The sequence below is a fragment of the uncultured Roseivirga sp. genome, from assembly GCF_963973945.1.
Lineage (GTDB): Bacteria > Bacteroidota > Bacteroidia > Cytophagales > Cyclobacteriaceae > Roseivirga.
The window spans coordinates 14,910-29,302 of sequence record NZ_CAXBBV010000016.1 but is presented as its reverse complement, the minus strand read 5'-3'; the positions used below and the strand labels follow the sequence as shown (position 1 = coordinate 29,302).

At 39.7% G+C, this 14,393-nt stretch carries 11 protein-coding genes; 8 read left to right on the top strand and 3 right to left on the bottom strand.

The genetic code is table 11. The annotated features are described in order from the left end of the window. Window position 1: 1 nt before the first annotated feature. Window positions 2-412 carry a Holliday junction resolvase RuvX gene (ruvX, locus tag AAC026_RS18205; RefSeq protein ID WP_339608834.1) on the bottom strand — a complete coding sequence of 137 codons (411 nt, stop codon included), beginning with the start codon at window positions 410-412 and terminating at the stop codon, window positions 2-4. Beyond that, a complete protein-coding gene (locus AAC026_RS18200; RefSeq protein WP_339608835.1) occupies window positions 412-1,164 on the bottom strand; it encodes an iron-sulfur cluster repair di-iron protein in 753 nt (250 codons plus the stop codon). The genes ruvX and AAC026_RS18200 overlap by 1 nt, the downstream gene beginning before the upstream one ends. Before the next feature lie 179 nt (window positions 1,165-1,343). Here AAC026_RS18200 and AAC026_RS18195 point away from each other — a divergent pair, with 179 nt between their 5' ends. The 3 genes from AAC026_RS18195 (at window position 1,344) to AAC026_RS18185 (ending at window position 4,331) form a co-directional block, all read left to right on the top strand. Beyond that, a complete protein-coding gene (locus AAC026_RS18195; protein WP_339701095.1) occupies window positions 1,344-2,990 on the top strand; it encodes a S41 family peptidase in 1,647 nt (548 codons plus the stop codon). Between the two features lie 124 nt (window positions 2,991-3,114). Next, the gene (locus tag AAC026_RS18190) at window positions 3,115-3,606 is read left to right on the top strand and encodes a hypothetical protein (protein WP_339701092.1); all 492 of its coding nucleotides are present in this window, start codon (window positions 3,115-3,117) and stop codon (window positions 3,604-3,606) included. A gap of 191 nt (window positions 3,607-3,797) precedes the next feature. Beyond that, a complete protein-coding gene (locus AAC026_RS18185; protein WP_339701089.1) occupies window positions 3,798-4,331 on the top strand; it encodes an outer membrane beta-barrel protein in 534 nt (177 codons plus the stop codon). A gap of 80 nt (window positions 4,332-4,411) precedes the next feature. Here AAC026_RS18185 and AAC026_RS18180 read toward each other — a convergent pair whose 3' ends face one another. After that, window positions 4,412-7,510 (bottom strand): hypothetical protein, encoded by a 3,099-nt coding sequence (locus tag AAC026_RS18180; RefSeq protein WP_339701087.1) that lies wholly within the window; start codon window positions 7,508-7,510, stop codon window positions 4,412-4,414. 126 nt (window positions 7,511-7,636) lie between these two features. Between AAC026_RS18180 and AAC026_RS18175 the strand changes: the two genes are divergently transcribed. From AAC026_RS18175 to AAC026_RS18155, 5 genes are all read left to right on the top strand, one after another. Next, a complete protein-coding gene (locus AAC026_RS18175; RefSeq protein WP_339701084.1) occupies window positions 7,637-8,047 on the top strand; it encodes a hypothetical protein in 411 nt (136 codons plus the stop codon). A 153-nt stretch (window positions 8,048-8,200) separates the two neighbouring features. Further along, window positions 8,201-11,947: an efflux RND transporter permease subunit gene (locus AAC026_RS18170; RefSeq protein WP_339701081.1), complete on the top strand. Its 3,747-nt coding sequence runs from the start codon at window positions 8,201-8,203 to the stop codon at window positions 11,945-11,947. Then, entirely contained in the window at window positions 11,944-13,335 is a 1,392-nt protein-coding gene (locus AAC026_RS18165) for a TolC family protein (RefSeq protein WP_339701078.1), read from the top strand. The genes AAC026_RS18170 and AAC026_RS18165 overlap by 4 nt, the downstream gene beginning before the upstream one ends. Continuing rightward, entirely contained in the window at window positions 13,332-13,910 is a 579-nt protein-coding gene (locus tag AAC026_RS18160; protein ID WP_339701075.1) for a DUF2911 domain-containing protein, read from the top strand. The genes AAC026_RS18165 and AAC026_RS18160 overlap by 4 nt, the downstream gene beginning before the upstream one ends. Then, the gene (locus AAC026_RS18155) at window positions 13,907-14,392 is read left to right on the top strand and encodes a TlpA disulfide reductase family protein (RefSeq protein ID WP_339701072.1); all 486 of its coding nucleotides are present in this window, start codon (window positions 13,907-13,909) and stop codon (window positions 14,390-14,392) included. The genes AAC026_RS18160 and AAC026_RS18155 overlap by 4 nt, the downstream gene beginning before the upstream one ends. The last annotated feature ends 1 nt before the right edge of the window (window position 14,393 follow it).

The following is a 14,393-nucleotide window of genomic DNA, read 5'->3' as shown; positions in this document are numbered from 1 at the left end:
GCTATTTGCTTTCTAAAAAGGACTGTAAAATAATTGTTGCGCTTATTTTATCTATGTTTCCTTTTTCTCTTCTATCCTTTTTTTTCATCCCTCCGGCTATCATTGCGTCCATGGCCATTTTGGAGGTAAATCTTTCGTCCTGCAAATAAACGGGTTTTTCTGGAAATTGCTTTTTAAGTAGGTTCTCAAATTGCTGAGCGCCCAAAGTTGCGTCAGTAGGCTGATTATTCAAATTCATTGGCATTCCAAGTACAAAAGCTTCAATATTTTCTGCCTTATCGTAATCTTTCAAATACTGGATTACATCCTTACTATGAATGGTATCTAAGGGGGAAGCTATAATTTGAAGTGGATCGGTAACGGCCAAGCCAACGCGTTTTCTGCCATAATCTATGGCGAGGATTCTGCCCATTAATTCTGTTTGATAATATCGTAAAAACGAAGTTTGACCAGTTTTTCTAACTGAAGTGCCTTTGGCAAAAGAATATCATCTTCAATTTTAGCATGCATAAGCAAATCTTCTTCAAAGGCTTTCAGCTCTTCATAAAGCACTTTGATGTGTAAGTCTGCTTCTTCGCAATACGTATAGTTATTGGTGATTTTTCGTAAACCATCCATTTCGTGCTCATGCTCTTCGTGGTCTACAGCAAATTCATGGATGGATGTTTTTTCCATGGTGTAGAAAAGCTTGGTACCATGATTTTCTCCCGAAAGGAAATCTCTAAGCTGTTGAATGTAGACAAAAAGAGAATCTTCCTCTTCGTGAATATGATGAATGAAATCTTCTACAAACAATGGAAAAACCATTTTTAGATCATGCGCCAAACTTTGGTAACGATAATTTACCACTCCCAAACTATCGATTAATTGGGCAATATAAGCCAAACGCTTTTTAACAAATACAGAATGAGAATGCTTAAGATACTCTACCACAAGGTCGATTGGGTAAGCCATTAACCTAAGTTCATTCACCTCTTTTGTCTTATTTTCAGACTCCAAACTCCTGATTACAGTTTTGATATTTAAGCCACAAGAGGTACAAACCTCTTTCAAAGTCCGTTCTTGGTTATCATAAAAATTCACTCCAAAATAATAGAGTACCGAAGCCCTAACATAGTTTTCCGCTACTAAATCATTGATCGTCCGTTCTTGTATACCTTGCATTCGAATTTGACTATTCAGCTAAAATAATAAATTTTAAGCGATCTGTATCTCGATTGACAGTCTTAAATTTTAATTTAAACACAAACCAACGCATTTCGTTTCTATGTTACTATGCTCAAACAGAATATTTTGTTTGAGCGAAATAGTTAATTTTACCGAATTCAAAATTTTGCAATACCGTGAGTGAACCCAATAATTCTCAAAAACAAATCCGTTTACCTTTACTGCTTTCCGCTGTCCTTATTGTAGGCATCTGGATTGGTTCAAACTTTTCTACCCCAAGTGGAAGTAGCAAATACAGTGCTTCTATACAAAAATTCACTCAATTGATGGATTATATAGAGCATGATTATGTGGATTCGGTAGACACAGAAGATTTATTGGAGGAGTCAATCAGTCAGATGCTTGATAAACTAGACCCTCACACAATTTACATTCCTCCACAAGACAGAGAAATAGCCGAAAGTCAGCTACGTGCAAGTTTCGATGGTATAGGGGTTGAATTCAACTTGCTTAGAGACACCCTATATGTAGTAACACCCTTGGCTGGTGGCCCTTCTGAAAAAGCTGGTATTTTGGCAGGAGACAAAATAGTGAAAGTAGATGGCGAAAACATTGCTGGAATTGGAATGGACAATCGTCAGGTTTTCGACCTATTAAGAGGCCCAAGGGGTACTGAAGTGGCCATTTCTGTTGTAAGAAAAGGCAATGATGAATTGATTGATTTTAAATTAAAGCGTAATGCTATTCCTCAATATTCTGTAGATGCTGGCTATATGGTAGACGATGAGGTAGGCTATATTAAAGTAAATAAGTTTGCCGAAAACACTTATGCTGAATTTAAATCTGCCCTAGAAAGCCTAAAAGAGCAAGGTATGACCAAACTGATTTTGGATTTGCAAAACAATGGAGGTGGTTATATGAGTGCTGCTATTAACATCTCTGATGAATTGCTTTCTGATGGTCAGTTGATTGTAAGCCAGAAAGGACAAGGCTCAAAATATGATACTGAGGCTAGGGCTACGAAACGCGGAATTTTTGAAGAGGGTGCTGTTACCGTTTTAATGAATGAAGGAAGTGCTTCTGCTTCAGAAATTGTTGCCGGTGCTTTGCAAGACAACGACAGAGCTTTGATTATTGGAAGAAGGTCATTTGGCAAGGGCTTGGTTCAATTGCCTTTTGACTTAAAAGATGGTTCGGAACTGCGAATGACTATTGCTCGCTATTACACCCCAAGCGGCCGCTCTATTCAAAAGCCATATGATGACGGTGAAGAGGCTTATGCTTCTGATTATTACCAACGTTTTGTTTCTGGTGAACTTTTCACCCAAGACAGTGTACATTTCAATAAAGACTTAGCTTATGAAACAGCTTCAGGTAGAACTGTTTATGGAGGTGGCGGAATCATGCCCGACTATTTTGTGCCGCTAGATACTACCTATGCAACAGCTTATGTAAATCGACTTTTCTCTAGCAATTCGGTGAAAGAATTTACGCTAGACTACAGAGACAACAACAAGTACTTGAATGACTGGGACTTTGAGAAATTCAATGAAGAATTTGAGGTAACCGAGGCTATGCTTAATCAGGTGATTGAGATTGGAAAAGCAAATGGTGTTAAATTCAGGGAAAGGGAGTATCGCAAGTCAAAGCATTTTTTGGTGTATCTGATCAAAGCTCAATTGGCAAGAGATACTTATGACGACAACGCTTTCTATAAGATTTACAACCAGACCAATGAGATTTATGTTCAGGCATTAGCGCTCTTTAATAATCCTGATTTGCTTCAAAATAAATCGAATAGTTTATTGCTTCAGAAGCGCTAAGCATTTTATAAAATGAATTTCAAGCCAGGGTTACTAAAGTGACTCTGGCTTTTTATTTCCTAAAACCCGACAATCAAAGCAAGATTTCAGTTTTACTCCCGTTGCTTTTATAAGGTCATTAATTATGAAAAAACTTTTACTCGGAGCTATGCTTGTCATGTTCTCCTCAAGCACATTTGCGCAATCGGAACAAGAAAAAATCAATAGGGATGTTTGGTATAACTTTATGCAAGCCTATCAAGATTTAAACGCCAGTCTTTTCAATTACATCCATACAGACGATGTACTCCGAATACCCATCGATCAAAATCAAATATTGGTAGGTAGAGAATACAAAGATTCCAACCTCAATATGTTTAACCTTTGGAACGAGCATAAAATCAAACAGCGAATTCAGTTTAGTTTTACGAATCGAATACAAAAAGGAGACTGGGCTTATGAAACAGGTATATATAGGCTAACGCGCTACGCAGGCTTCAAGTCTGAACACCTCTACGGTAAATTCAGTGTGACTTTAAAAAGAGTAGATGGCACCTGGAAAATCTATATGGATGTTGATACAAGCGAGGATGCTACAGTGAATGAAGATGACTTTCTTAAGGCGAAAATACTTTGACAACTAAAAATATAGGCTTTAATTATAGACGTATTAAACTTTCAAATTGATCTATTTTCATTCAAGCTTATTACTAACAGCCTATTATTTCCGTTAAAATAATTATTTTTCCTGCGGTACTAAATAGAAGGTTCTAAAACCTTCTATTCCGTCTAAAGGTTAAATCATTTTTAAAACTCAAAAACATTATCATGAAAAAGTTAATTTTTACAATGGCAATTCTAATGGTGAGCACCATGGCTTTTGCCCAGATTCAAAAAGGGGATGTGCAGATTACAGGAAATGTTGGATTCAATAAAACAGAGACATCTGGAGGAACGGACGTTTCAAGAGTAACGATTTCACCGAAAGCTGGTGTCTTTCTTTCAGAAACAACAAGTTTAGGTGGAGTATTAGGCTATACAAATGTTAAATTTTCGGGAACAACAACTACTGATCTATTTAACGTTGGCGCCTACGCTCGTTTCCATAAATCTGTAGTGGAAAACTTTTACTTATACCTTGAGCCATCTTTCATTTACGGCTTTGCAGGATCAAATGCCAGTAACGATGCAGTAGATATTAAGTTATCTCCAGGAATGACCTACTTTATGTCACCAAAATTCGCCCTAGACATGAACTATGGAATGATAGGTTATAACAAAGACTCAGGAGGAACAGAAAACTATGGCTTAACTCTCAATATGTCGAACATCACTTTAGGAGCGAGTTTCTACATTAGGTAGTACTTAAAAATCTCAAACAAAAAGGTCAGGCTTTCAAGAAAGTCTGGCCTTTTCCGTTCTCGGTATTATTGAAATGAAAGCTACTTATCAGAAATCAACTTTAGTCCTAAACCATTAACATAGCTTTTGTAAGCCGCAAAGTCATTTGCTAAAAGGGCCTTTACCTTAGCTTCCATTGGAGGAATAGCTGCTTCGATGAGCCACATTGCCGTTTCATCATTTTTAGTGATTGGCAACTGAACCGATTGCATTGCTCCTCTTACCAAGCCTAATTTAGCTGACAGCACTGTTCCGTCACTGTAACTCCCTTGAGGTGCAGGCTTGCTGTTAATCTGGTAATACAATTCGTCAATGGCTTTAATCATTTCTTGTCCACGTTTGATTACTGGGTCTTCCACCGATTTTTCTTCTTCTCTCACCCTTGCATTCACTTTTTCAATAGCAGCTTTTGCATTTCGCAAATCAGTTGTCATAGAGTTTACCTTACTCTGTAACTGATTATACTTCTCCATAAATGCTCTTTTGGCAACCATATCTTGCATATTCACTTCAATTCGTGGATCTGCAAAAACATTCACTTTGGCTTCACTTTGCTCGTTTTTATAGCTCACGCGAATGGTGTACTTACCAGGGAAAACATCTGGCCCACGAGAAAAACGGCCAGCCGATGGATCTGCTCCATCAGAATCTAGCCTCCATTCCAAACGGTTCAAACCATTCTTTGCATTTTGATTTATGGTTTTCACAACGACTCCTTTGTCATCAAGAATTTCAACCTTAACACGTTCTGTTTTGTCATCCTTCCCTTTAAAATAGAAAGAGATCATGGCGTTTGGAGAGCGATTATCACCTTCAAAAATGGCGTCACCTACCAAGTTGGCGCGGTAGCCAAAAGATTCACCAATAAAGGCTTTATATGCATCTGGCGCATCGAAAGCCTGTACCTGCTTATCTAACAAATTTTTCATTCCCATGGCAGCCATTGCCCGTAGCGGACGAATATCATCCAACACCCAAAAAGACCTGCCGAAAGTAGCAATCACCAAATCGTGTTCTCTTGGGTGAATTACCATGTCTTGGGTTGGAAGTGTACCGTAACCATTGGTCCATTGCGACCAAGTGGTACCTGCATCTATACTTACCCAAAGACCAAATTCAGTTCCTGTAAACATCAATTTTGGTTCAATTGGGTCTTGTACAAAACTCAAGGTTGCACCTCTCATATCGGTATCATCCACAAGCCTTGTCCATGTGCGGCCAAAATTCTTGGTATGATAAACATAAGGCGTCCAATCGTGCATTCTGTGGTTATCTATGACCACAAAAGCCTCTGCGGCATCGTATTCAGAAGGTTGAACTTGCGTAATCCAAGCATTGGCAGGAAGTCCTTTCATGTTGCTCACTACATTGTTCCAAGTTTTACCTCCATCTTGGGTCACTTGAACATTGCCATCATCTGTACCTACCCAAATTACACCTGCTTGCTTCGGACTTGGCCCGATTGCAGTAATGGTAGTGTGATTTTCAGCATCAGTATTATCGTAAGTAAGCCCACCCGATTTGTAATCTTGTTTAGCGGGGTCATTGGTTGTCAAATCAGGTGAAATGATTTCCCATGAAGCTCCACGGTCGTTGGTTTTATGTAAGAACTGACTGCCGTAATAGGCTACAGATTTATCAATCTTGTCTACTTCTAAAGCCGCATTCCAATTAAAGCGTAAAGCAGCTCCTTCTGGATGAACTGGACGAACTTTGTTCATTAAGCCCGTTACTCTATCATAATAATTTAGATTTCCGCCCTGCCCCATTGACCAGCCGTAGCGATTATCTCTTGGATCGGGTGCCATGTCAAAACCATCGCCAGTACTCAGTCGTTGCCAGTAAAAATTACGAATTCCGCCTCTGAACCAAGATTGGCTTGGCCCACGCCATGAACCATTATCTTGCGCTCCACCATAAATGTTATAAGGGATGTCATTATCTACTCGAACATGGTAAAACTGTGTAAGCGGAAGGCTCTCTACAAAATGCCAGTTCTTACCGCGATCTCTGGTATAAGTAAGTCCGCCATCGTGTCCATCTAAAATATAAGAAGGGTCTTCTGGGTGAATCCACCAAGCGTGGTGATCGGTATGTACTCTTCCACCAGACACAAAACTGCTCCAAGTTTTTCCTCCATCTTCAGAAACAGTTACAGTGGAATGGATACTGTAAATTCGATTTTCATTGATTGGATCAACATAAATATCAGCATAATAAAAAGGTCTTCCGCCTATATTCCTGTCCCCATCTTTTGAAACCTGCTGCCAGTTAAAGCCGCCATCATCTGAACGGAAAATAGCATTCGATTTTGACTCTACATAAGCGTAAACCCTGTTGGGATCAGAAGGGGCAAAAGCCAAACCGATTCGGCCTAAATCACCTTTTGGCAAACCATCTTCGGCTGTTATTCTATCCCAAGTGTCTCCGCCATCTAAACTCACAAATATGCCAGAGCCTGTTCCGCCTGAATTAAAAAACCAAGGCCATCTTCTGTGTTCCCACATGGCTGCAATGAGTTTGTTTGGGTTTGAAGGATCAACTACCAGATCGGCAGCTCCAGTTTTTACATCTATGTATAAGGTCTTAGTCCAGGTTTTTCCTCCATCTATAGTTTTATAAATACCTCGCTCTGGATTTTCGCCCCAAGGTGTACCTGTAGCTGCAACTACTGCTATTTTTGGATCATTCGGGTTGAGGATAATTCTGTGAATACCGTTCGTTTTTTCTAATCCTAAAAACTCCCAAGTTCTTCCTTTATCAATGGTCTTATAAATTCCAGCACCATTGTTCATGCTATTTCGTGGGTTTCCTTCGCCAGTTCCTACCCAAATTTCATTCGGATTATTTTGATTAATGGCAATAGAACCTATTGAAGCTGATTTACCATCATCAAACAGAACATCCCAAGTGGAGCCTCCGTTTTCAGACACCCATAAACCGCCAGCAGCGGTACCAGCGTAAATTATATCGGGGTTATTAAGCTCTACATCAAAGGCGGTTATCCTACCACTTGCTCCAGCTGGGCCAATGCTCCTTGGCTTCATGTCTTCCAAAAGTGACATGTCGATTTTTTGAGCCGAAACAGAGCCTAACAGCCCTATAAAGACCATTAGTGTAAGTAAAATTTTCTTATTCATGATATACTAATATGGTTGATCAATGGAAAAATAGTAAGCGCTACTATAGAATGGAAACAGTATCGGATAGAAGGGGATTCACCTTTTCTTAAACCATATTCTAAAACTTCCGTATATTTGGCCAACTTGAAAAAATCAGTTACCATATTATTCACTACACTTTACTTGCTAGCCAGCACAGGAATATTGGTTGGTCAGCATGTTTGTATGGGTAGAGTAAAGGAGACTGCACTATTCAAGCAACAGGAAAAAAAGTGCAACATGTCTGCTGAAATGCATAAAAGCATGAAAGACTGTTGTGAGGATGAGTGGTCTTTAACCAAAATCGAAGACACACAACAGGCCTCTGTACTTAACGACATTCCTAACGCCAATTATCATCTTCTTTATGAAGTTCCGTACAGCACATTCTTGGTGGTTATGGACGAACAAGAAGAAAAAGTAGAAGTTAAGAACACAGGCCCACCCGATGTCCCCAAACTTGACCTCTATATCGCATACCATTCCCTTAAAATCCCTGCTGCATTACAGTCTTAATCGGCCTTATCATAGGTTAGGTTTAACTGTGCCTTTTTAGAAAGTCATCTTATTCCATTTTTAATCTGGAATAAAATCTAATTGAATTGATTTGTGCTGATCTGCCTATCTCTTAGGCAAAACCGTCATTTTCTGATTGTAACACATACTTCAATGATCAATAGACTAATTAAATTCTTTTTAGAAAACCGACTTGTCACCTTTCTTTTTATGGTGGCCTTTGTGGGGTGGGGCTTAGTAACCGCTCCATTCGATTGGGATATCAGCCTACCCAAAGACCCTGTACCTGTAGACGCTATTCCTGATATTGGTGAGAACCAACAAATCGTTTTTACCGAATGGGCTGGAAGGTCACCACAAGATATTGATGATCAAATCACTTATCCGCTTACCTCTTCCCTATTAGGAATTCCTGGGGTGAAAACCATTCGAAGCTCTTCCATTTTCGGAGTTTCTTCTATCTACATTATTTTCAATGAGGACATAGAGTTCTATTGGAGCAGAAGTAGAATTCTGGAAAAATTGAATTCACTCCCAAAAGGGCTTCTTCCCGAAGGCACACAACCGGCCTTAGGCCCAGATGCTACTGGGTTAGGCCAAATTTTCTGGTACACAATTGAAGGAAGAGATGAAAACGGAAACCCTTCTGGCGGTTGGGATCCCCAAGAAATTAGAACGGTTCAGGACTACACGGTTAGGTATGCTTTGGCCTCAGCTGAAGGTGTATCGGAGGTTGCCTCTGTAGGTGGTTTTGTAAAGGAGTATCAAGTGGATATTGATCCAAATGCCATGGAAGGTTATGGTGTTTCTTTAGATCAAGTGGTTAAAGCCGTCAAGGAATCGAACCAAGATATTGGAGCAAAAACTTTAGAAATTAACCGAGCAGAGTATCTAGTAAGGGGTTTAGGCTATGTTAAAAGTCTTGCTGATTTAGAAAATGCGGTTGTAAAGTCAAATTCCAATACACCAATTCTCGTCAAAGATGTGGCTCATGTTTCTTTAGGGCCAATGGCCAGAAGAGGTGCTTTGGATAAATCGGGAGCAGAAGCTGTGGGCGGTGTGGTAGTCTCTCGTTATGGAGCTAACCCAATGGCCGTAATTGATAATGTGAAGCTAAAAATTGAAGAAATCAGCCAAGGCTTACCTTCTAAAACATTGGAAGATGGTACAGTTTCTAAACTTACTATTGTGCCTTTTTATGACCGTACCAAGTTGATTAAGGAAACCATCGGCACTTTGGAAGAAGCACTAACGCTAGAAATTCTAATTACGGTTGTGGTGGTATTGGTAATGCTCTTTAACCTAAGGGCCTCCATTCTGATTTCCAGCTTGCTGCCGATTGCAGTACTGATGTGTTTTATTGCCATGCGCTATTTTGGCGTAGATGCCAATATTGTGGCCTTGTCTGGAATTGCCATCGCCATTGGCACTATGGTAGATGTGGGGATTGTACTCACGGAGAACATTACGCAACACTTGGATGAGAAGAAGGATCAGCCGCTTTTGAAAACAATTTTAGAGGCTAGTCAAGAAATTGCATCGGCCATTATCACAGCTGTTCTAACTACAATTGTCAGTTTTATCCCTGTCTTCACTTTGCAAGCTGCCGAGGGTAAATTATTTTCTCCTTTGGCTTACACTAAGAGTTTTGCTCTGATTGCAGCCATCATTGTTGCGTTAATCATTCTGCCAACAATGGCTTATTGGTGCTTTGGTTTTAAACCTAAAGGCAAAAATCTAAAGTTAGCACTCAACATTGGGCTTATTGTTTTTGGAATTTGGGCCTTAACCCTCTCCTATTCCTTTGCTGGATGGGTATTGATAGCATTCGGTATTTTAAATATCGTTCGCCATTTCATTCCCTCTCTTAGCTTCTTGAAATACGGGGCTATTGCTATCTCTTTATTAGCCATTACCATACTACTAAGTCAAGAATGGATGCCATTAGGAGCTCAAGTAAGTGGTTTGGTCAACTTTATTTTCGTTGCACTCATTATCGGAATTACCTTAGGCTTTTTTAATCTGTTTATTCATTTCTATCCAAGAATTCTGGACTGGTGTTTACAAAACCGATTGAAATTTTTACTTGTCCCGACTTTCATTGTTTTATTAGGAATTACCATTTGGCAGGGTTTCGATAAAGTATTTGGCTTTATTCCTGCCACTTTCGGTGACTCAGTTCGTACGAACAAAACCTATTCAAACCTGAACCACACTTTCCCAGGTATCGGTAAAGAGTTTATGCCTTCATTAGACGAGGGCTCTTTCCTACTAATGCCTACTAGTATGCCACACGCAGGAATGGCTCAAAATCTCGAGGTGCTCAAAAATTTAGACATGGCGGTAACCGCTATTCCTGAAATTGAATCTGTGGTGGGGAAATTAGGAAGAACCGAAAGTGCTCTAGACCCTGCGCCCATCTCGATGTATGAAAATGTAATCAACTACAAAAGCGAATACCTCACCGATGAAAACGGAAGAAGGCTTCGCTTTAAGAAGGAAGATGGAGAATTTGTACGTGATGAAAAAGGCAACTTAATTCCCGATGAAGATGGTTCTTACTTTCGTCAGTGGCGAGACCATATTTCTTCTCCAGATGATATTTGGAATGAAATTGTAGAAGCTACTCGTTTACCGGGTGTTACTTCAGCTCCAAAATTACAACCCATAGAAACTCGTCTTGTGATGTTGCAAACTGGCATGAGGGCGCCCATGGGCATAAAAGTAAAAGGACCAGATTTGGCTACCATTGAAGCGTTCGGCCTACAGCTTGAAGATATTCTGAAAGAAGTGCCTTCGGTAAAAACTCAATCGGTTTTTGCTGAACGAATTGTAGGCAAACCTTATCTGCTCATCAATTTAGACCGTGAAGCATTGGCCTTATATGGCTTAAGCGTTGTACAAGTTCAGCAGTATTTACAAGTAGCGGTTGGTGGTATGGAACTCTCCAAAACGGTTGAAGGCAGAGAGCGATATCCTATCAGAGTTCGCTACCCTAGAGAGTTAAGAGATGACCCAGAAGCGCTCAAAAGCATTCTGATTCCAACACCATCTAATGGGCAAATTCCGCTTGGGCAATTGGCCAGCATAGAGTACACCCAAGGCGCGCAAATGATTAAAAGTGAAGACACCTTCCTTGTTGGTTATGTGATCTTCGATAAAAAGACGGGATATGCCGAAACTGATGTGGTGGAGCAATCTCAAAAATTGATTGATCAAAAAATAGCAGCGGGTGAATTGAAAGTTCCAGCTGGAGTATCATTCAAGTTTGCAGGGAATTATCAAAACCAACAAAGAGCTGAGGCTCGGCTTGCCATTGTAATTCCAATTGTACTGGCCGTTATTTTCTTGATTCTCTATTTCCAGTTCAAATCGGTATCGGTTACAATGATGGTATTTTCCGGAATTGCAGTGGCCTTTGGCGGAGGTTTTCTTATGTTGGGGCTCTACGGTTGGGATGGCTTTCTCGACTTCAGTTTGTTCGGCACTAATATGCGCGACCTTTTCCAGATCAGCCCAATCAATTTAAGTGTAGCGGTTTGGGTAGGCTTTATTGCTCTGTTTGGAATTGCCACAGATGATGGCGTTTTGATTGCTACTTACCTCTCTCAATCTTTTGAAGGAAAGGAAAACCTAAACAAGGAAGAAACAAGGGCCTTGGTGATTGAGGCAGGCAAAAGAAGAGTTCGACCTTGTTTAATGACAACCGCCACTACTTTACTCGCACTATTGCCTGTTTTAACTTCTTCAGGAAGAGGTTCTGATGTAATGATTCCAATGGCAATTCCATCCTTTGGAGGAATGCTGATTGCCTTGATTACACTGTTTGTTGTTCCTGTGCTTTACTCCTACTACAAGGATGCGCAGTTCCGATCATCATCAAAAATGAAATCAATATGAGCCAATTGTCACCAAATTCGATAAATCAGGTTAGCTTTTACACCGTTCCTATTATTGGCAATAGGAATGGCAATAAATCATATTTAAATTTAATCATTCAATTGTTTTGTGCTCTACTGAGGAAACAAAGTAGGTACTTCTCTTGGAGTAAGATTTTTTTTATCTGTGGTGTATGGATATTGATGGGAATGGGTCTTAGTGCCCAAACCCATCTTAATGGTTATCTTAAAATTGCTGCAGAACAAAACCCCTCTTTAAAAACTAAGTACAATCAATATTTAGTTGCCTTAGAAAATGTAAATCAGCAAGGCGTTTTACCAGACCCAAATCTTAGTTTTGGTTATTTCATTTCGCCAGTAGAAACCCGTGTAGGCGCTCAACAACTTAAGTTGTCTATTTCACAGATGTTTCCGTGGATGGGTACGCTCAAAACCAAAGAGCAAGCAGCAACAATGATTGCCAAAGCTCGGTTCGAAGAATTTGAAGAAGCTAAAAACCTTCTTTTTCTTAACGTGAAAACCAAATGGTTGCTTCTTTTTGAGGTTCAAGAAGAAATAAGGATTACTACAGAAAATCTAAGGATTCTGCGCTCCTATGAACCCATAACCAAAACTAAGTACGAAGCCAGTTTAGTCTCATTAACAGATTTGGTAAGAGTGCAGATTACCATTGAGCAATCGCAAACAAAACTAGAATTACTTGAGCTTAAAAAAGCCAGCCTACTTGGAGATTTCAATACCCTACTGAATCGCGACTTAACTACCGAGGTAATTATCAACGAGTCGTTGGAAATTAATAACGAGCATGATGCCTCATTAGACTCAGTATTGGTTAATCAACCAGGAATTAAGGCTGTTCAAGCAAATTTAGAAGCAGTAGACAGCGAGGTTATTCTTGCTCAGCTTAAAAGAAAGCCCAATATAGGTGTAGGCTTAGATTATGTGATGGTAAACAAGCGCAAAGACATGACCATGGCCGATAACGGTAAAGATGTATTAATGCCCATGGTAACCGTTAGCTTACCCATTTTTGGCAAAAAAAATCAATCTGTTATTAAAGAAGCCGAGCTTAAAAAAGAAGTAATCACAGGACAGTACTACGGCTTACAAAATCAGCTACGAAACACATGGAACACTACTGAATTCGATATTCAGGCTGCACTTAAAGAGCTAAATCAAATTGATAGTGAGGTAAATAAAACACAGACTTTACTGAGTATTCTGATCAGTGAATACACTAATGACAACCGTAATTTCGAAGACCTATTGGCCACGCAACAAAAGCTATTGCAGTTACAGCTAACCAAAATCAAATCTAAAATCAAACACAGAGAGGCGCTTTACAAGAGAGAGTACCTCACTGGTTCAACCTTAAACCAATTCAAATGAAACCGAAAACTATAACCTTACTTTTTAGCATTGCGCTAAGCTTTATGCTTTATGCATGCGCTGGAGAAAAGAAACAGGTTGAAGAACTCAAAGAGCCTACAGCCACTGAAGAAGTAGCTAAGCCCAAAAGCCCAGCAGCCTCTGCCAAAAACACAATTGGAAACACTCAGGTACAAATAGACTATTATTCACCAGGAGTAAGAGGAAGAAACATTTATGGAGGCTTGGTGGCCTATAATGAAGTATGGGTAACAGGAGCCCACAGTGCCACTTCTATAGAATTTTCTACCGATGTAGAACTTAATGGAAATAAGATAAGCAAAGGCAAATACGCCTTGTTTACCATACCGGGTAAAACTGAATGGACACTGATCATAAACACCGATTACAACCAGCATTTGGCCGACAACTATGACCAAGCTAAGGATGTTTTAAGACTACAGCTGGTGCCTGAAAAACTAGAAACTATTCAGGAACATTTACTCTACGAGGTTAATTCTGTAGATAACAATACCGGAGAAATTTCAATCAGTTGGGCTGAAATAAAAGTATCATTCAAAATAGCTACATCATGATCTACATTCGATATATAGTGAGTTTTGGTCTTATCGGACTACTTGTAGGCTGCAATAACGCTAAAGAAGAAAAACCATTTTTCGATAAGCTCGATTTAAAAACCATGGACGGTAAAGCACTGACCGTGGCAGACTTGAAAGGGAAAATGGCCTTTGTAAACGTTTGGGCAACTTGGTGTGGCCCATGTTTGAAAGAAATGCCTTCAATAGAAAGGGCTAAGGCAAAACTTGAAAGTGAAGGATATGTATTCATTGCCGTTTCTAATGAGGAGCATGATAAAATAGAAAACTTTATTGCAAAAAATGACTATACGTTCGATTTTGCCAAGTTAGGAATGGGGCTTGAAGCGCTCAATATATACTCTCTTCCAGCCTCATACATTATAGATGGAGAAGGTAATCTCGTTTACGAACACATGGGCGCCAAAGAATGGGACAGCCCAGAAAATATTTCATTGTTCAAATCCCACCTTAAAAATTAAA